Here is a 17,512-nt window from a genome sequence, read left to right on the forward strand (position 1 = left end):
TGAATAGGGAGTAGCGAGTAGCGAGTGGTCCATTCGCTATTCGCCATTCCCCACTCGCCCTCTCTCAATCGATCTTCCGCGCCTCTTCCGGCAGCATGATCGGGATGCCGTCGCGGATCGGATAGGCGAGCTTGGCGCTGCGCGAGATCAGCTCCTGCTTTGCAGCATCGAATTCCAGCGGGCCCTTGGTCAGCGGGCAGACGAGAATCTCCAGCAATTTGGGATCGACGCTGGCTTCGGCACGTTCGGTGGACGCGTTCATGGGGGTCTCCGGCGATCGGCTGCCTCTAGCACAGAAATTCGCGCCCGCCCATCGCGGGCTCAAGCCGAGACCATCGTGAAGACCTCGTCGAGCAGGGCCTGGAGCCGTGCCGCCGGCACCGGCGCGCCCGACAGGGCAAAGCCGAGAAACGTCCAGTAGAGGATCTGTGCGCGGGCCTGCGCCGTCGCCGCCTCGAGCCCGCGCCTGGCCAGCAGCTGCTCGATATAATCCAGCCTGCGGCGGTCGATTGCGCGCACGGCTGCTTGCGCCGCCGCGTCGAAGGCCGCCCAGTTGCGCACCGCGCGTTCGAGATCGAGCCGCGCGCCGAACGACCTGCGCAGCAGCGCCCTCAGCGGCTCGTCGCCGCCGGCCTCGACGTCGGCGATGATCTGCTCGGCCGCGATCTCGCGCCAGCGCTTCAAAACGGCGGCCTGGAACGCGCCGAGATCGGCGAAATGCCAATAGAAGCTGCCGCGCGACACCCCCATGGCCTTGGCCAGCGGGTCGGCCTTGAGCGCGGTGAAGCCGCTCCTGGCGAGCGCCTTGAGGCCCTGCTTGATCCAGTCGTCGGCGGAGAGCTGTTCGGTCATGTCGGGTTTCCAAGCCTCGGCCATACACTAGTGTATTGACAGCTTGACGCAAGCGGGTGCATAACCATACATCACTGTATGGAGATATTCCCATGCGCGACCTGCTGCTGCAATGTTCCGGCCTCGCGGCGATCGCGATCGCGCTGATCCACGGCATGCTCGGCGAGACCAAGGTGTTCGCGCGCGCCAGCATCGAGCCGGCGCGATTGCGCACGCTGATCCGGCTGGTGTGGCAGACCAGCACGGTGGCATGGATCGGCGGCGGCGTGCTGCTGCTCGCCGCGCCCTGGATGGACTCGAACCCCGCCCGGCACTGGATCGTCGCCACCTTCGCGGTCGTGTTCGGCTTTGCGGCCTTGGCCAACGCCTTCGCGACGCGCGGTCGGCACTACGGCTGGGTCGGCATGGGCGCCGTCGTCGCGCTCGCCGTGGCCGGCTATTAGCGGCCGCACTCGGGCCGTGAGGCGTAGGGCCGCAGCGGCGGCTCGAATCCGCGCTGCGCCCCGACAGCATTCGCGTTGTCACGCACGCTAGAACTCGTCTAACACGAATCATTAGAACTTATCTAACGTGATCGAGGCCCATACCGGATTGACTTCACCTCCCCCTTTGCTTCCTTCGGAACCGCTTCGCGGCTCGCGTAGCGCGCACGACAGAAGAGGAGATGTTCGTGAAGGTCATTCGTGTTGCTGCCATTGCACTGACGATCGGGATGGGCATGGGGTCGGCCGCCATGGCCGACGGTTTCAAGGACTGCACCAAGCTCGACAAGGCGTCGTGGAAGCCGGCCAGCGAAGCCGAAGCCAAGGCCAAGGCCCTGGGTTACGAGGTGCGGCGCTCGAAGATCGAAGGCTCGTGCTACGAGGTCTACGGCGTCAAGGAAGGCAAGCTTTACGAGCTGTTCTACAGCCCCGAAGACCTCAGCCTGAAGCACACGATCGCCAAGTAAATTGCGCCAAGTAAATTGCGAGGTAAACTGCCGACTCAATCGACAAGCAGGCCGTGAAGGAGGCTGCGCGGATTGATCTGCGCAAGGCAGGGCTCGAGGATGGTCTTCGCTTGATTGAAGAAGCGATCCCAGAAGCGCGCGGGGCGTCCGACAGGACCCCCGCAGATCGAACCGCCTCGCGGACGGTCGCAGTCTGGGACCTCCCGCTGCGCCTCTGGCACTGGAGCCTCGCGGCCTGCGTTCTGGCCGCGTGGTTCACGCCCACCATCTATGACCGAACTCACCGCATCGTCGGCTATGCGGTGCTCGGTCTCCTCGCCTTCCGGCTCGTCTGGGGCTTTTGGGGAAGCCGCTATTCGCGCTTCCGCATGATCAGGGCCAGGCTCCGGGCCGCGCCAAGCTATCTCTGGAATCTGCGCCGCGGCATCACCGGCCGCTATATCGGACTCAATCCCGCCGGCACGGTGATGCTGGTGGCGCTGCTGGTCTCGCTCGCGGTCTCGGCGATCACGGGCGCGATGTCGGTCACCGTCACGTTCTTCGGCGTGTGGTGGGTCGAGGACACCCACCATTATTCGTCGGACGCGGTCATCGTCCTGGTCGTGCTGCATGTGGTCGGCGTGCTGCTGATGGGGATTCTCCAGCGCGAGAATCTGACCCGCGCAATGCTCACCGGCCGCAAGCACATTCGCAATCGCCCTTAGACATTCGCTGCCGGTCGCGCCTGTGGCGCTTCCGGCGCGGAGTCGTCGCGCGACCAACGGTCGGCAAAAAGTTCAAATTGCGCGGATGAACTTAATGCGTCGATAAGCATCCAATCAGTCACGGCACAAAATTAACGCGATTGGCCCGTTTCTAAATCGACAATGTTGCCGATGGAGCGGCCCGGATGTTTCGCGTCTTGTCTTGCCTTACCGTCGAGCATGATCTTCGGCTCGTCGTGCTCGCCGGCCTGGTCTGCTTCGTCGCCAGCATCGTCGCGGTCAGTATTTTCCGTCGTGCGATCGCGGCGCGCGCAAGAACGCGCATGATCTGGATCGCGATTGCCGGAGCCGCCATCGGCTACGGCATCTGGGCAACGCATTTCGTCGCCATGCTCGCCTACGAACCGGGCGTTGCGACCGGCTACGGCATCGTGCTGACGTCGCTTTCGCTGGCCACCGCGATGTTTCTGACGTCAATGGGCTTCGGCATTGCGGCCGGCGATTCCAGCCGGTGGCGCCCGGGGACAGGCGGCATCATCATCGGCGGCGGCATTGCCAGCATGCACTATCTCGGAATGTGGGCGCTTGAAGTCCCGGGCCGCGTCGCGTGGTCGCTCGATCTCGTGCTCGTCTCGATCGTTCTCGGCATGTGCTTCGGCTATGCCGCTTTGGCTGTCGCGATCAAATATCGGAACTACCAGGGAACGCTCGCGGCGGCAGTCCTGCTGACGCTTGCCATCATATCGCATCACTTCACGGCGATGGGTGCGGTGCATATCACGCCGGATCCAACGCGCGCGACGAGCGCCCTGTCGCTGTCTCCGGCCGTTCTCGCGCTTGCGATCGCCGGTGTCGCGCTGTCCGTGCTGGGGATGAGCCTGATCGGCGTGCTGGCCGATCGTCGCCTGGCAAGCAGAACCGCCAGGTTCGAGGAGATCATCAGCCAGCTTTCGGTCGCCCGTCAGCAGCTCGAAGGCTCGCAGAACGATCTAAGCCAGCAGAAGCTGAGGCTGGACACGGCCATCAACCACATGGTCGAGGGCCTTTGCATGTTCGATGCCGAGAAGCGCCTCGTCATATGCAACGAGCGCTACGCCAGATTATACCGGCTGCCGCCGGAATTGTTGCGCGCCGGAACTGCGCACCGCGACATCATCCGACATCGCATCATGAACGGCATACTCGAAGGCGACGCCAGCGATTCTGCCGCCGAACGCCAGATCGCCAAACTCGATGCATTGCCGGTCCATGCGGTTTCGAGCCGGATCGATGCGTTCGCCGACGGCCGGCTGATCTGTGTGACGCGACAGCCGATGGCCGGCGGCGGCTGGGTGGCCACGCACCTCGACGTCACGGAGCAGCGTCGGTCCGAAGCGAAGATCACCTACATGGCGCAACACGACGCCCTGACTGAGCTGCCGAACCGCGTCCTGCTCAGAGCGCGTTTGGAGCATGCTCTGGCCGACACCCGTGACGGGAATCTCCATTTGGCGGTTCTGATGCTTGACCTCGATCGATTCAAGGAGATCAACGACACGCTCGGACACCCAACAGGCGACTCGCTGCTACGTTCAGTCGCGGCCCGCTTGCAGGATTGTGGCAGGGAGACGACGTTCATTGCTCGACTGGGCGGCGACGAATTCGCCGTCGTCGACTACGTGACAAGCCCGGCGATGGACGCGGTGGCTTTGGCCGAGACGATCAAGGCTGCGCTCTGCGAGCCGTTTGATCTCGGCGATCACCAGGTCATCGTGGGCACCAGCATCGGGATTGCCATTGCACCCCGGGACGGGGCCGATTCAGACACGATCCTCAAGAGCGCAGATCTTGCCCTCTACGCGGCGAAGGGCGGCGGACGCGGCGCATTCCGTTTCTTCGAGCCCGAGCTCGATCAGCTCATGCACGTCCGGCGCAACCTGGAAAAGGATCTGCGGAAGGCGCTGGCGCGGGGCGAATTCGAGCTCCATTACCAGCCGTTCGTGAGTGTGGAGAGCGGACGAGTCTGCGGCTATGAGGCGTTGTTGCGGTGGCATCACCCCGAGCGTGGTCTGGTCTTGCCGGGCGAGTTCATTCCGCTCGCGGAGGAAACCGGCCTGATCCTGCCCATGGGCGAATGGGTCTTGAGGACCGCCTGCGCCGAAGCAGCCAAGTGGCCTTCCGATCTGAAGATCGCGATTAACCTGTCGCCCGCGCAATTCAGAGGCAAGGAGCTCGTCTCCTCGATCGTCGGCGCATTGGCAAATTCGGGAATTGCCTCACACAGGCTTGAGCTCGAGGTCACCGAAACCGTCATCATGCACGACAGCGGGGCTGTCTTCGCCGCGCTCGGCCAATTGCGCGAGCTCGGCGTGCGCATTGCCCTCGACGATTTCGGCACGGGCTATTCGTCGCTGAGCTTCCTGCAGAAGTTTCCGTTCGACAAGGTGAAGATCGACCGCAGCTTCGTCAGCGAGCTGGCCAGTGCGACGGAAGAGTCTCGTCGGATCGCTCGCGCAGTGGTGCGATTCGCCACGAGCCTCGGCAAGACATCCACGGCCGAAGGCGTCGAAACCGCGGAGCAGCTGGCCATCCTGCGCGAGGAGGGCTGTGTCGAGGCGCAGGGCTATTATTTCAGCCGGCCCCTGCAGGCCTCCAGGATCGCGCCACTGGCGCAGCGCAAGGCCGAAGCGGCAATCTACGCAGCCTGAAGCGCTATGGGGTTAGGGCTGAACGCCGTCCTCACTGCAGCGGCGGATCGCCGCTGGTGCGCTTCTTGGCGAGATCCATCTCGGTGACGGCGATCAGGATCTCGGCGCGGGTCTTCAGGTCGGGCGCCTCCAGCATGGCCTGCTTCTCGGCGGGGCCATAGGGCGACATCATCGCCAGCGCGTTGACGAGCGCTTCGTTGGGCGCGCTTTCGACGCCCTCCCAGTCGACCTTGAGATTGTTGGCTTTCAGGAAGTCCGCCAGCACTGCCAGCAGCGCCTCGCGGTCGACCTCCTCCTCGCCCATGCGCGCGGTGAAGTCATTGGCGTAGGCGAAGAAATCCACCCTGCACTGCCGGTAGGCGGTGAGCACGTCGAGCTCCTCGACCACCTTGAAGCGCGAGACGCCGGTGAGCTCGAGGATATAGCGGCCGTCGCCGGATTCGGCGAGCTGGGTGATGCGGCCGACACAGCCGACCCGGAACAGCGTCGACTTGTCGGAATCCTTCGGCGAGTGCGCAACGTCGGGCTGGATCATGCCGATCAGGCGATGGCCGTCGCGGAAGGAATCGTCGACCATCGCAAGGTAGCGCGGCTCGAAGATGTTGAGCGGCATCTGGCCGCGCGGCAGCAGCAGCGCGCCCGGCAGCGGAAACACCGGAATGATCTCCGGGAGGTCGGCGGGGCCGCGATATTCGATATTGATCGGCATCTGCCCGGTCCCCCTGGCCTTGCTAGCGCATGATCCGGAAAAGCGTGCAGCGGTTTTCCGAGCAGATCATGCTCAAATGAGGGCCTTACGAAAACAGGATCGTCGACAAGCGCTTGCGTCCCTCGACGGTTGCATCATCCGTGCCGCCCCAGGCCTCGAAGAACTGCACCAGCTGCTTGCGGGCACCGTCATCGTTCCACTTGCGGTCGCGCTTGACGATCTCGAGCAGCTGCGCGGTGGCAGCAGTGCGGTCGCCTTGCGCGTTGAGCGCGGTCGCCAGGTCGAATCGGGCCTGATGATCGAGCGGGTTTGCGGCGACTTTCTGTTCCAGCTCCGCTACCGGTCCGAGCGACTGGGCCTGCTCGGCGAGATCGATCGTGGTCTGCACGGCCTTCACCGCGGGGTCGTTGCGCTTGGATTCCGGCACCATGGCCAGCGTCTGCTTGGCCTGCTCCATCGCACCGGCGACGGCGTAGCACTTCGCAAGGCCGGCCAGGGCCGCGATATTGGTCGAATCATGCTGGAGCGCTTCGGCATAGATCTGCGCTGCCGCAGCCGCGTCGCCCTCGGCGAGCACCGCCTCGGCCTCCTGCACGATCTCGGCGACGTTGACCTCGCCCGGCGCGACGACGCCCTTGGTCAGCTTTTCGATGAAGGCATTGAGCTGGCTCTCGGGCACCGCGCCCATGAAGCCGTCGGCCGGCTGGCCGTTGACGAAGGCGATCACGGCCGGGATCGACTGGATGCCCATCTGGCCGGGGATCGCCGGGTGCTGGTCGATGTTCATCTTGACCAGCTTGACCTTGCCCTTGGCCGCCCTGACCGCCTTTTCCAGCACGGGCGTGAGCTGCTTGCAGGGGCCGCACCACTCCGCCCAGAAATCGATCAGCACCGGCTGGCGCTTCGATTCCTCGATGACGTCCTTCACGAAGGTCTGGGTGGTGGTGTCCTTGATCAGATCTGCGGCGGCCGGGTTTGCGGCTCCGTTACCCTGGTCGATGATCGTCACGGGATCCCCTCGTCTGATGTCCGGAATGGCGGCTCTTTAGCATGCCGCCGCTTCCTATGCTGCGCTGTCGGCTCCTAGATTGGGCCGAATGGGCCGAATTTCAATCCGCCGCCGCCGATTCGCCGGTTCCGGGGCGTTTTCGGGCTGTTTGGCCGCATCAGGGGTCGATATTGGGCCCCGGATTGCGCATCTATGCCGCCGGTAGCTGTTGCATTCCCCTCCCGCTTTTGGCATACGACAGCCGTTGCCGGCGCGTCACGCGACCGACACAGGATGCGGGTGTAGCTCAGTGGTAGAGCACGACCTTGCCAAGGTCGGGGTCGAGGGTTCGAGCCCCTTCGCCCGCTCCAATTTTTCCCAGAGCATCCAGCTGATCCGGTCGGAAACGTGGTTCTCCACGCCGCCGGCGGTTGTCTTGGGGATGCAATGACAATCCTGGTTACGGGCAGCGCGGGTCACCTCGGGGAGGCCGTCTTGCGGACGCTCCAGCGTCGCGGGGCGCCCGCGCGCGGGCTCGATCTGAAGCCATCGCCCTTCACCGACGCGGTCGGCTCGATCGTCGATCCTGGTTTCGTGCGGCGCCAGATGGACGGCGTCACGGCGGTGATCCACACCGCGACGCTGCACAAGCCGCATGTCGCGACCCACGGCAAGCAGGATTTCGTCGACACCAACGTATCAGGCACGCTCAATCTGCTCGAGGCGGCCGCGGCGGCCGGTGTGAAGAGCTTCGTCTTCACCAGCACCACCAGCGCGTTCGGATCGCAGCTTCGGCCCGAGGCGGGACAGGCGGCGGTCTGGGTCACCGAGGACCTGCCGCCCGTTCCGAAAAATATCTACGGCACCACCAAGCTGATGGCGGAGACGCTGTGCGAGCTGTTCTTCCGCGAGCGCGGACTGCCGGTCGCGGTGTTGCGGACCTCGCGTTTCTTTCCGGAGGACGACGACGATCCCGCGATGCGGTCGGCTTACACTCTGGACAACGCGCAGGCCAACGAGCTGCTCTATCGCCGGCTGGATATCGCGGACGCGGTGAGCGCCCACCTGCTCGCCGTCGAGCGCGCGCCAAAGATCGGTTTCGCCCGTTACATCATTTCGGCGACCAGCCCGTTCGAGCCGCGCCATCTCGCCGCGCTTGCACGCGATGCCGCCAGCGTCGTGCGCGAACTCTATCCGGATTGCGCCCAGCTCTATGCGGCGCGCGGCTGGAACCTGTTTCCCGAGATCGACCGCGTCAATGTCAACGAACGCGCGCGGCGCGAGCTGGGCTGGCGGCCCGAATTCGACTTCGCGCATGTGCTACGCAGCCTGCGCGAGGGTCGCGATTTTCGCAGTGCGCTGGCGCGCGAGATCGGCTCGAAAGGCTATCATGACACGGTGTTCGACGATGGACCCTACCCGGTCGCCGGTTGAGCGCCGCGATTGATATTTTGGTCGACAGGTCAAATGCCTGCCGGGTCTCACCCCGAGCAGCGCGGCTTGCGCCGTTCTACTGTGCATGGGGTTGTTTTCGCGTTTTGTGTAGTCCGGCCTCCTCCCTGCCCGCACATGAGGCGTGCGCCGTCTTGATTCCGCGTTGCAGCGAGACCGCCCTCGCCGCGCGTTTGGCCTCGTTGACATTCCGTCTCAATTTTTATGCCGCGCAACCGCGGTGCATGTGCCGCGCTTCTCAGCGCTTGCAGATGTGCTAACCTTTTTTTGCGTCTGTCGTTACGACGGACCAAAACTTCGCCTCTCGACTAGCAAAAGAAAATAATGCGCAGCCCTTACGGCTGCCTCAGGGGAGTGACGCGATGACATTCCATAGATCCGTCTTTCAATCCGTTCTGGCGCTTGCAGCGGCTGCTCTTCTCGCGGGGACCAGCGCCGGCAATGCGCAGCAGCAGGACAAGAACCGGGCGCTGAAGAAATACGAATCCGGCACCAAGGAGTTCTGGACCCATCCGCCGGATGACTGGTTCCTGGGCGACGAGACCGAGGCGCAGAAGGGTCTCGCGCCGCCCTCGGGTCCGCCGACCGGCGCCTCCGACGCCGAGCTCGCCAACATCATCAAGAAGATCAAGCTGCCGGCGGGTTTCAAGATCGAGGTCTACGCCTCGGGCGTGCTGGCGGCGCGTCAGATGGCCTGGGGCGACAAGGGCACCCTGTTCGTCGGTTCGTTCGGCCTCGGCAACGTCTATGCCATCAAGGACAGTGGCGGGAAGAAAGAGGTCAAGACCATCCTCAAGGGGCTGAACATGCCCACGGGGCTCGCCGTCAAGGACGGCGCGCTGTACGTCATCGCGGTCGACAAGTTGATCCGCTACGACGACATCGAAAACAAGCTCGACAATCCCGGCGACGGCAAGGTCGTCTATGACGACATGCCGTCCTATGCCGCGCATGGCTGGAAGTACATCGCGGTCGACAAGGAAGGCTGGTTCTTCCTGCCGTTCGGGCCGCCCTTCAATATCGGCATCCCGCCGACCAGCGTCTCGCAGATCCGGCGCGTCGATCCCAAGACCGGCAACGCGGAGATCTGGGCGCTCGGCGTGCGCAACTCGGTCGGCGGCGACGTCGATCCGCGTACCGGCAAGCTCTGGTTCACCGAGAATGCCCGCGACTGGATCAGCGATGATCTGCCCTCGGACAAGCTGAACATGATCAACCGGATCGGCGAGCATTTCGGCTATCCCTATTGCCACCAGGGCAATCTGCCTGATGACAAGTTCGCGATGGGCCACAAGTGCTCCGAGTTCACGCCACCGGTGCTGAATCTCGGCGCCCATGTCGCTCCGCTCGGCATGAAGTTCTATACCGGCGACCAGTTTCCGCCCGAGTACAAGAACAACATCCTGATCGCCGAGCATGGCTCCTGGAATCGCCACAAGTACCAGGGCGCACGCATCGTGCGTGTGATCGTCGGGCCGGACGGCAAGAATCCCAAGCGGGAGATCTTCGCCTCCGGCTGGCTCGAGGGCGACCAGGGCTATCTCGGCCGTCCCAACGACATTCTTCTTGCCAAGGACGGATCGATCCTGGTTGCCGACGACTGGGCCGGCGCGATCTATCGCATCAGCTACAGCAAGAAGTAACGCGACGTCACGGAGAGGCTGCGAGCGGGCGACCGTCGCAGCCTCCTTCATTTCAAAGCAGATGCCGTCGTTCCGGATTGCGCGCCAGCGCAAGTCCGGAACCCATAACCCCAAGCCGTGGTTATGGATCCAGGGCATGTGCTCCGCATGCCCCGGAAGCGACGCAGTTGATCAGATCGGAATTCCATCATGCGCCGGCAGTTCATCTCGCACGCAATCAGCGCGCTTGCGCTCCTGGCGCTCGGAGCCGTTCCGGCGGGTGCTGCCGATAGTTCCGCGATCAAGGACAAGGCCGCCGCCTGCTCCGGCTGTCACGGCGAGAACGGCATTTCGCAAACCGAGAACGTCCCCTCGCTCGCCGGGCAGCCCGATCAATTCATCCAGTGGCAGCTGGTGTTCTTCCGCGCCGGCGCGCGCAAGAACGAGCAAATGAAGCCGATCGCCGAGGAGATTACCAACGAGGACATCCGCAACTTCGGGGCTTACTTCTCGCAGCTTGCGCCGCCGAAAGGGGTGGAGGACAAAGATCCGGACCTGTCGAAAAAGGGCGCGCAGGTGGCCGCCGGTCGCCGCTGTGCTTCGTGCCATACGGACAGCTACGCCGGCACCAAGGCGGTGGCGCGGCTCGCGGGCCAGCGCGAGGAATATCTCGTCAAGGCGCTGCACGACTACAAGGCCGGCCAGCGCATCGGCAACGGCGTCGCCGCGATGGTCGATGTCGCCTATCGCATGAGCGACGAAGAAATCACCGCCGTCTCGCACTATCTCGCGCATTTGAAGTAGCGCAGGATGCAAACACGGCTCGTCATCCCGGGGCGCGCAAAGCGCGAACCCGGGATCCATAGCCACAGGATGGCGTTTTTGCGAAGACTCGGAGTCACCACTTCGCTCCATAACTACTCTCTGTGGTTATGGGTCCCGGGTTCGCGCTCCGCGCGCCCCGGGACGACACCGAGTGTGTGGTCCGCAGCTACCCCAGCCGCTGCTTCTCATACGCCTTCAAATGCGTGTAGGCGATCCGCAACTTCGGCACCGGCACCTTGGCGGCGTCGGCGCGCGCGATGAGGTCGCCGATGACGTGATCGGCCTCGACCGGCAGGCCGGCCTTGATGTCGCGGAACATCGACGCCGTCATCGGCGATCCTTCGGTGGTGAGGTTGCCCTTCACCCGCTCGAAGAACGGCCCGCCCGGCGGGTAGCCCGACGCGCTAGCGATCGCGCTGGTCTCATCCAGCATGCCGAGCAGGAAATCCCGGCCGCCGGGCGCTGCTAGAATGTTGCCGACAGAGGTCCGCATCAGGCTGGTGGATGCTGCGAGCGAGGAGAGGAACACCCACTTCTCCCACATGTCCTGCATGATGTTCTGGCTGGCGGCGGCGCCGGTGATGCCGCTCCTGAAGGCTTCGTCGATCGCCTTGACGCGATCGGACAGCTTGCCGTCGCGCTCGCCGTAGCTGATCGCCTGCATAGGCTGAAGCTGCACCACCTCACGCTGCTCGTTCAAGGTCGCGGCGATGGCGCAGAGGCCGCCGAGCACACGCTCGGCGCCGAAGGTCTGGTCGAGAATGTCGAGATGCTTCATGCCGTTCAGCATGGGGATGATCGCGGTGTTCGGCCCGACGGCGGCCGCGAACGACTTGATGGCGTCGTCGAGATCGAACGCCTTGCAGCTGAGCAGCACGACGTCGAACTTGTCCTTGAGCGCGTCGGCCTGCACGGTCGGCGGATTCTTCAAGGTCACATCGCCATTCGGGCTCTTGATGACGAGCCCGGCACTGGCGAGCTCGCCGGCCCGGCGCGGACGGACCAGGAAGGTGACGTCGCGGCCGGCCTGCAACAGCCTGCCACCAAAATAGCCGCCGATGGCGCCGGCGCCAACCACGAGGATACGCATGAGACAACTCCGTTCGATTATTGGCGAATGGCGAATAGGGAGTAGCGAATAGTGAGCGCGATTTCCACTCGCTATTCGCTACTCGCCATTCGCGCGCTTCACTTCCCCGACACCATCTCCTCGACTTCGCGGAGCTGTTCCTTGCCAAAGAACATCTCGTTGCCGACGAAGAAGGTCGGCGAGCCGAACGCGCCGCGGGCGACGGCCTCCTCGGTGTTCCTGATCAGCTTGCCCTTCACCTCGGGCTTCTGCGCGCGGGCGAACAGCTTCTGGGCATCGAGGCCGGAGGACGCCAGCGCCTTCGCCACGACTTCAGGATCGTCCATCTTCTTCGGTTCGCGCCACATGTGGTGGAAGGCGGCCTCGACATAGGCCTCGAACACGCCTTCCGCTTGCGCCGCGATCGCCATGCGCATCAGGTTCAGCGTGTTGACGGGGAAATGGGGATTCCAGACATAGGGCTGGACTTTGAAGCGCTTGATGAAGCGTTCGGTCTCGACCTGCTGGAATTCACGCTTGTTCTTGATCCCGGCGAGCGTCTCGGCCGGCGACCTGTTGTTGGTCGACTTGAAGATGCCGCCGAGCAGGATCGGAACGTATTCGAACTTGACGCCGATGCGCTGCTCGATCGCGGGGATCGCGAGATGGCTGAGATAGGCGTTCGGGCTGCCGAAATCGAACAGCAACTGCGGGGCAATGCGGGTCAAACTCGTTCTCCCTGACCTGACTTTCTGGTCTGGCTTTTCCTCTATTGTGGCGCAGGGCGCGCCACAGGTCCACCGTTTAATGATGGTCGTAATACTTTGAGCGTTAGATCAGACGCTGGATCGCGCGCTTGCGCCAGACCGCGAGGTAATAGCCCATCTGCAAAACGAACATAGCGCAGAACACGATGGGATAGGCGGCCCATACGCCCTCAAGGCCGATCGTGCGGCTCAGGATCACCGCGGCCGGCAGCTCGATCGCGACAATGGCGAAGATCGAGAGCAGCATCGGCGTCAGCGCGACGCCCGCCGCGCGCATGGCCCCGGAGAACACCGTGGCCAGGCCGAACGGCACCGAGCTCCACAGGGCGATGTCGAGCAGGCCTTTCGCCAGATCGAGCACGGCGGCGTCGGTGATGAAGATGCCGAGGATAGCGCGCGGCGCCAGATAGATCAGCGCCACGAGCCCGCCGGTCAGGACGAAGTTGAAAGCGAGCCCGGTCCGCACGATGCCGTCGAGCCGGGTTCTGTCGCCGCCGCCGACCGCCTGCGCGCCGAGGATCGAGACCGCGATCGAAATCGACATCGCCGTGAACTGCGTGTAGCCCATCACCTGGTTGACGGCGCCGTAGGCCGCCGTCGCGTCCGACCCGAAGCCGTTGACGAGGCCGAGCAGGACCAGCTCCGCGATCGCCATCACCACCATGCCGATGGCGCTCGGCAATCCGATGCCGAGAATCTTGCCGAGCATGGCGCCATCGAGCCGCAACTGACGCAGCAGAGCCGCGTCCGGCGCGAGCGCGTGCTTCTTCCGCCGCAGATAGACGGCGAGCGCGATCAACGTGAGCGCGTTCGCGATCGCGGCCGCCCATGCCGGGCTGGCGATGCCAGCCGCGGGCAATCCGAACGACCCATGGATCAGCATCGGCGTCAGGATCAGGCCGATCGCGGTCGACAGCGCCAGCGCCAGCAGCGGCGTCAGCGCGTCGCCGATGCCGCGGATCATCGCCGTCATCAGCAGGAAGACGATGCCCAGCGGCATGGTGAGCAGCATGATCCGCGCATATGCGCTGGCCTGATCGAGAATGTCCGCGGGCGTGGCGAGCGCCATCATCAGCGGACGGCTGAAGAGCCCGCCGATCAGCGCAACCGAAGTGGAGAGCAGAAGGCCGATCGCAAGCGTCGTGCCCGCGATGCTGCTGATCTTGTCGTGCTCGCGCGCGCCGAAGGCCTGGCCGATCAGGACGGTCGCGCCGGTGCTGAGGCCCATGACGAAGGCGAACAGGAAGAACATCACGGGGAAGAACACCGAGACCGCTGCCAGCGCGTCGACGCCGATCATCTGGCCGAGATAGACGTTGCTGACGGTGCCGAACAGCGATTGCAGCGCGTTGCTCAGCATCAAGGGCGCGAGGAAGCGGAGGAATGTTGTCCAAAGCGGTTTGGTGGTGGACATGAATGTGTCTTTCGTCAGGGCGTGCGGAGCCGTTGCCGCGCAATGCGCGGCTCGGCCATCGATGGGTTTGTGAAGAGCGCCGCGCGATCTACGCGCGGTCGCTGTAGGCGAGCTTGACGATGTGGTCGCGGATGTCGGCCGGCCAGTCGGCGATCAGTGCGGTGAAGCGCCGCCGGTCATCTGCGAACAGCGCCCGCGAAGCTTCCTCGAACCGCGGCAGATTGCCGGCCATGGTCGACATGAAGTGATAGGCAGCATCGCGCGCCTGCCGCTCGCGGTCCTTGTCGCCGCTCGCGCGCCTCGCCTCGTCGACGAGCTTGCGCAGCGCGACCGAGGCGCCGCCCGGCTGCGCGCCGAGCCACTCCCAGTGCCGCGGCAACAGCGTCACCTCGCGCGCAACCACGCCGAGCTTGGGTCGGCCGCGGCCGCGCGGCTCGCTCGGCGGTGTGCTCTCCTCAACCGGCGGCGGGACAAGCTTGGCCAGCCGCGCCAGCACCTCGCGATCCCCGCCGCGCAGATCGAAGTCGATCGATCGGCCCGTGGCGTCCTCGAAGATGACGATGGCCTCGTCCGGCCGTGGCGCCACCCGCTTGACCACCAGCGCGACTTCGCCTGCGGGTCCGGACACCAAGCGACGCGGTCCCTGGAAGGCGGTGAAAGTCCTTTGCATTGAAATCATTGCCATATTGATGACGTCGGGGCCATTTTATACCCGGGTAAATTATCAAGGTCAATATACCCGGGTGAAAATATCCGCAGCCACGGCTCGACATTGTGCCCCCGGGCTGGCACGAACGGCGCCGCCGACCGACCACGCTTGACCACCGCGGCTACCTTGGGGACCACACCGATGCTGACCGTTCACCACCTCAACAATTCCCGCTCGCAGCGCGTGCTGTGGCTGCTCGAGGAGCTGGGCGTGCCCTATGAGATCGTGCGCTACCAGCGCCAGCCGGACATGCGCGCGCCGAAGGAGCTGCGCGCCATCCACCCGCTCGGCAAGTCGCCCGTCATCACCGACAACGGCAACATTATCGCCGAGTCGGGTGCGATCATCGAATATCTCATCGGGACTTACGGCAATGGCCGGCTGATTCCGCCGCCGAACACGCCGGAGCGGCTGCGCTTCACCTATTGGCTGCACTATGCCGAGGGGTCGGCGATGCAGCCGCTGCTGCTGAAGCTGCTGTTCACGCTGATGCCGAAGCGCGCGCCGGCGCTGCTTCGTCCGCTGGTGCGCAAGGTCTCGAACCAGGCGCTGACCACGCTGGTCAATCCGCAGCTCAAGCAGCACATGGACTACTGGGAAGGCGAGCTTGCGAAGAGCGAGTGGTTCGCCGGCAACGAATTCACCGCAGCCGACATCCAGATGAGCTTCCCGCTCGAAGCGGCGCAAGCGCGCGGCGGGCTCGAGCAGGGCCATCCCAAGGCGATGGCATTCCTCGAGCGCATCCACGCCCGCCCGGCCTATGCGCGTGCGCTGGAAAAGGGTGGGCCGTACGAGGTGGGGCGGTAAATCTCTCTCCCGTCATTCCGCAGGCAATCGCATATGGGAGCGATCTCGCCTGTGGCCATCCTTCGAGACGCCCGCCGTTGGCGGGCCCTCAGGATGAGGACCGGGTGCGCGGCCCTGGTATCAACGAGCACCAATGCTGCTTAGCCGCATCCTGCGCTCGTGCCATGCAACGGACGTGGTCAATGGCCGGCCGCTTCTGCGCCCCGCGTGCGGGGGTCGGGCGCGCCGAGCGGCCCGTTCGGCGTCACGAGAATCGAATTGGCCGATGTCTGCCCCATCGGCTCGACGATCGCATGACCCATAGCTTTCAGCTCGAGCAGCACGTCGTTGGGAAAGCCGCGCTCGACGCGCACTTCGTCAGGCAACCATTGGTGATGCAGCCGTGGCGCTGCGACGGCGGCGGCAACATCCATCTTGTAGTCCAGGACGTTCACGATCACCTGCAGCACGCCGGAAATGATGCGGCTGCCGCCGGGCGAGCCCGTCACCAGCACCGGCTTGCCGTCCCTGAGCACGATGGTCGGCGACATTGACGACAGCGGACGTTTGCCGGGTCCGGGCAGATTGGCCTCGAAGCCGACGAGGCCATAGGCATTGGAGGCGCCGACCGCGGCGGTGAAATCGTCGAGCTCGTTGTTGAGCAGCACGCCGGTGCCGTCGGCAACGAGGCCGACGCCGTAGCTGAAGTTCAGCGTGTAAGTGTTGCTGACGGCGTTGCCGCGGGAATCCACCACGGAGAAATGCGTGGTGTTGCTGCCCTCGCGCGGCGAGGGGGCCGCGGCAGCGAGTTCTTTCGACGGCGTGGCGCGATCGGCCGGGATGCCGGAGCGCAGCTTGGCGGCGTAGTCCTTCGCGGTGAGCGTCTCGATCGGCGCGTTGACGAAGGCGGGATCGCCGAGATAGCGCGCGCGGTCCGCATAGGCCCGCTTCATCGCCTCGATCAGGAGATGCAGCGATGCCGGCGATCCCTGCTTCAAATCGGCAAGCTGAAAGCCCTCGAGGATGTTGAGCGTTTCCACCAAGACGGTGCCACCGGACGAAGGCAGCGGCATCGACACGATGTCGTAGCCGCGATAGGTGCCCCGCACCGGCGCCCGGATCACGGCCTGGTACGCCTTCAAATCGCCGGGCGTCATGATGCCGCCGGCATCAGCCACGGCTTTGGCGAGCTTCTCCGCGACCGGTCCCTCATAGAAACCGCGCGGGCCCTGTGCAGCGACGGCCGACAGCGTTTCGGCGAGCTCGCCCTGGACCAGCCTGTCGCCCTCACGAAGCGGCGTGCCATCGGGCCGCGAAAAGATTTTGGCGGCGGAAGGCCAGCGTGCCAGCCGTCGGTGCCAACCGGGCAGCGTATCGGCGATGTCGTCACTGACGACGAAGCCATCGCGGGCGAGCGCAATCGCAGGCTCGAGCAATTGCGCCAGCGTAAACTGGCCCGAACCGTATTTCTCCAGTGCCAGACTGAGTCCCGCGACCGTGCCGGGCACGCCGACGCCGAGCGCGGAATCCCGTGACTTCGCCGGATCTGGCTTGCCGTCGGCGCCGAGGAAGATCTGCGGCGTGGTCGCCGCCGGCGCCGTCTCGCGGTAATCGATCGTGATGTCTTCGTTGCGGTCGGCGGAATGGATCACCATGAAGCCGCCGCCGCCGATATTGCCGGCGCGTGGATAGGTCACGGCCATCGCAAAGCCGGTCGCGACTGCAGCATCGACCGCATTGCCGCCGCGCCGCAGGATCTCGGCACCGACTTGCGCGGATAGCTTCTCCTGCGCGACCACCATGCCGTGCTCGGCGGCAATGGCGCGGACCGTGTCGGGCGCGGCTGGAACATAGGCCTGTCGCGCATCCTGGGCCGTCGCGGGTGCGAGACCGAACGCCAGAGCGGCCACGAAAGCGAAAAATGTCCGCCGAGTCGAATATGACGACATGATCAAATTTCCGCTGGGGCTTCGAACCGG

Annotated in this window: 18 protein-coding genes and 1 tRNA gene; 9 read left to right on the plus strand and 10 right to left on the minus strand. The window is 64.6% G+C overall.

Features of this window, described 5'->3' with window-relative positions; genetic code table 11:
* Positions 1-64 precede the first annotated feature (64 nt).
* Together AC066S_RS28795 and AC066S_RS28800 are read right to left on the minus strand one after the other, a co-directional pair.
* A complete protein-coding gene (locus tag AC066S_RS28795) occupies positions 65-262 on the minus strand; it encodes a Trm112 family protein (protein WP_126256848.1) in 198 nt (65 codons plus the stop codon).
* Between the two features lie 59 nt (positions 263-321).
* Positions 322-852, minus strand: a complete 531-nt coding sequence (locus tag AC066S_RS28800) for a TetR/AcrR family transcriptional regulator (RefSeq protein ID WP_478271204.1) — start codon at positions 850-852, stop codon at positions 322-324.
* A gap of 92 nt (positions 853-944) precedes the next feature.
* Between AC066S_RS28800 and AC066S_RS28805 the strand changes: the two genes are divergently transcribed.
* The 3 genes from AC066S_RS28805 to AC066S_RS28815 all read left to right on the plus strand — a co-directional run bounded on the left by AC066S_RS28805 (position 945) and on the right by AC066S_RS28815 (position 2,505).
* Positions 945-1,295 carry a hypothetical protein gene (locus AC066S_RS28805; protein ID WP_126256846.1) on the plus strand — a complete coding sequence of 117 codons (351 nt, stop codon included), beginning with the start codon at positions 945-947 and terminating at the stop codon, positions 1,293-1,295.
* A 227-nt stretch (positions 1,296-1,522) separates the two neighbouring features.
* On the plus strand, positions 1,523-1,801 hold the full coding sequence (locus AC066S_RS28810) for a PepSY domain-containing protein (protein WP_164718504.1): 279 nt from the start codon (positions 1,523-1,525) through the stop codon (positions 1,799-1,801).
* Between the two features lie 110 nt (positions 1,802-1,911).
* Complete coding sequence (locus tag AC066S_RS28815) at positions 1,912-2,505, plus strand: cytochrome b/b6 domain-containing protein (protein WP_167767595.1); 594 nt, start codon at positions 1,912-1,914, stop codon at positions 2,503-2,505.
* Positions 2,506-2,636: 131 nt separating this feature from the next.
* Here the strand turns inward: AC066S_RS28815 and AC066S_RS28820 are convergent, their stop codons facing one another.
* Positions 2,637-2,885, minus strand: coding sequence for a hypothetical protein (locus AC066S_RS28820; RefSeq protein ID WP_478271270.1), 249 nt, complete (start codon positions 2,883-2,885; stop codon positions 2,637-2,639).
* Between AC066S_RS28820 and AC066S_RS28825 the strand changes: the two genes are divergently transcribed.
* Positions 2,775-5,192, plus strand: a complete 2,418-nt coding sequence (locus AC066S_RS28825; RefSeq protein WP_478271268.1) for an EAL domain-containing protein — start codon at positions 2,775-2,777, stop codon at positions 5,190-5,192. The genes AC066S_RS28820 and AC066S_RS28825 overlap by 111 nt on opposite strands.
* Before the next feature lie 31 nt (positions 5,193-5,223).
* Here AC066S_RS28825 and AC066S_RS28830 read toward each other — a convergent pair whose 3' ends face one another.
* Together AC066S_RS28830 and trxA are read right to left on the minus strand one after the other, a co-directional pair.
* The gene (locus tag AC066S_RS28830; protein WP_126256843.1) at positions 5,224-5,901 is read right to left on the minus strand and encodes an LON peptidase substrate-binding domain-containing protein; all 678 of its coding nucleotides are present in this window, start codon (positions 5,899-5,901) and stop codon (positions 5,224-5,226) included.
* Between the two features lie 85 nt (positions 5,902-5,986).
* The gene (trxA, locus tag AC066S_RS28835; RefSeq protein ID WP_167767596.1) at positions 5,987-6,910 is read right to left on the minus strand and encodes a thioredoxin; all 924 of its coding nucleotides are present in this window, start codon (positions 6,908-6,910) and stop codon (positions 5,987-5,989) included.
* A 275-nt stretch (positions 6,911-7,185) separates the two neighbouring features.
* Between trxA and AC066S_RS28840 the strand changes: the two genes are divergently transcribed.
* The 4 genes from AC066S_RS28840 (at position 7,186) to AC066S_RS28855 (ending at position 10,767) form a co-directional block, all read left to right on the plus strand.
* Positions 7,186-7,260, plus strand: a tRNA-Gly gene (locus AC066S_RS28840).
* Positions 7,261-7,336: 76 nt separating this feature from the next.
* Positions 7,337-8,323 carry an NAD-dependent epimerase/dehydratase family protein gene (locus AC066S_RS28845; RefSeq protein WP_478271205.1) on the plus strand — a complete coding sequence of 329 codons (987 nt, stop codon included), beginning with the start codon at positions 7,337-7,339 and terminating at the stop codon, positions 8,321-8,323.
* A 380-nt stretch (positions 8,324-8,703) separates the two neighbouring features.
* The gene (locus tag AC066S_RS28850; protein WP_126257269.1) at positions 8,704-9,984 is read left to right on the plus strand and encodes a PQQ-dependent sugar dehydrogenase; all 1,281 of its coding nucleotides are present in this window, start codon (positions 8,704-8,706) and stop codon (positions 9,982-9,984) included.
* A gap of 189 nt (positions 9,985-10,173) precedes the next feature.
* On the plus strand, positions 10,174-10,767 hold the full coding sequence (locus tag AC066S_RS28855) for a c-type cytochrome (protein ID WP_478271206.1): 594 nt from the start codon (positions 10,174-10,176) through the stop codon (positions 10,765-10,767).
* Between the two features lie 187 nt (positions 10,768-10,954).
* Here AC066S_RS28855 and panE read toward each other — a convergent pair whose 3' ends face one another.
* The 4 genes from panE to AC066S_RS28875 all read right to left on the minus strand — a co-directional run bounded on the left by panE (position 10,955) and on the right by AC066S_RS28875 (position 14,723).
* Positions 10,955-11,878, minus strand: coding sequence for a 2-dehydropantoate 2-reductase (gene panE / locus AC066S_RS28860; protein ID WP_478271207.1), 924 nt, complete (start codon positions 11,876-11,878; stop codon positions 10,955-10,957).
* A gap of 98 nt (positions 11,879-11,976) precedes the next feature.
* Entirely contained in the window at positions 11,977-12,585 is a 609-nt protein-coding gene (locus tag AC066S_RS28865; protein ID WP_478271208.1) for a 2-hydroxychromene-2-carboxylate isomerase, read from the minus strand.
* Positions 12,586-12,688: 103 nt separating this feature from the next.
* The gene (locus AC066S_RS28870; protein WP_478271209.1) at positions 12,689-14,038 is read right to left on the minus strand and encodes an MATE family efflux transporter; all 1,350 of its coding nucleotides are present in this window, start codon (positions 14,036-14,038) and stop codon (positions 12,689-12,691) included.
* 88 nt (positions 14,039-14,126) lie between these two features.
* Positions 14,127-14,723 carry a DUF2239 family protein gene (locus tag AC066S_RS28875; protein ID WP_478271210.1) on the minus strand — a complete coding sequence of 199 codons (597 nt, stop codon included), beginning with the start codon at positions 14,721-14,723 and terminating at the stop codon, positions 14,127-14,129.
* 165 nt (positions 14,724-14,888) lie between these two features.
* On the opposite strand from AC066S_RS28875, the gene AC066S_RS28880 reads away from it, so the two are divergent.
* Positions 14,889-15,554, plus strand: coding sequence for a glutathione S-transferase family protein (locus AC066S_RS28880; protein ID WP_126256835.1), 666 nt, complete (start codon positions 14,889-14,891; stop codon positions 15,552-15,554).
* 179 nt (positions 15,555-15,733) lie between these two features.
* On the opposite strand, the gene ggt is transcribed toward AC066S_RS28880, so the two are convergent.
* Positions 15,734-17,482: a gamma-glutamyltransferase gene (gene ggt, locus AC066S_RS28885; protein WP_478271211.1), complete on the minus strand. Its 1,749-nt coding sequence runs from the start codon at positions 17,480-17,482 to the stop codon at positions 15,734-15,736.
* Positions 17,483-17,512 lie beyond the last annotated feature (30 nt).

It is taken from the genome of Bradyrhizobium sp. CFUWI (genome assembly GCF_056429085.1).

Excerpts from the sequence above, each read along its gene's own strand:
- AC066S_RS28870 (WP_478271209.1), bottom strand. The coding sequence starts at position 14,038 with ATGTCCACCACCAAACCGCTTTGGACAACATTCCTCCGCTTCCTCGCG.
- AC066S_RS28845 (WP_478271205.1), top strand. The coding sequence starts at position 7,337 with ATGACAATCCTGGTTACGGGCAGCGCGGGTCACCTCGGGGAGGCCGTC.
- AC066S_RS28820 (WP_478271270.1), bottom strand. The coding sequence starts at position 2,885 with ATGCGTTGCCCAGATGCCGTAGCCGATGGCGGCTCCGGCAATCGCGAT.
- AC066S_RS28830 (WP_126256843.1), bottom strand. The coding sequence starts at position 5,901 with ATGCCGATCAATATCGAATATCGCGGCCCCGCCGACCTCCCGGAGATC.
- AC066S_RS28795 (WP_126256848.1), bottom strand. The coding sequence starts at position 262 with ATGAACGCGTCCACCGAACGTGCCGAAGCCAGCGTCGATCCCAAATTG.
- AC066S_RS28805 (WP_126256846.1), top strand. The coding sequence starts at position 945 with ATGCGCGACCTGCTGCTGCAATGTTCCGGCCTCGCGGCGATCGCGATC.
- AC066S_RS28800 (WP_478271204.1), bottom strand. The coding sequence starts at position 852 with ATGACCGAACAGCTCTCCGCCGACGACTGGATCAAGCAGGGCCTCAAG.
- AC066S_RS28875 (WP_478271210.1), bottom strand. The coding sequence starts at position 14,723 with ATGGCAATGATTTCAATGCAAAGGACTTTCACCGCCTTCCAGGGACCG.
- AC066S_RS28855 (WP_478271206.1), top strand. The coding sequence starts at position 10,174 with ATGCGCCGGCAGTTCATCTCGCACGCAATCAGCGCGCTTGCGCTCCTG.
- AC066S_RS28850 (WP_126257269.1), top strand. The coding sequence starts at position 8,704 with ATGACATTCCATAGATCCGTCTTTCAATCCGTTCTGGCGCTTGCAGCG.
- AC066S_RS28880 (WP_126256835.1), top strand. The coding sequence starts at position 14,889 with ATGCTGACCGTTCACCACCTCAACAATTCCCGCTCGCAGCGCGTGCTG.
- panE (WP_478271207.1), bottom strand. The coding sequence starts at position 11,878 with ATGCGTATCCTCGTGGTTGGCGCCGGCGCCATCGGCGGCTATTTTGGT.
- ggt (WP_478271211.1), bottom strand. The coding sequence starts at position 17,482 with ATGTCGTCATATTCGACTCGGCGGACATTTTTCGCTTTCGTGGCCGCT.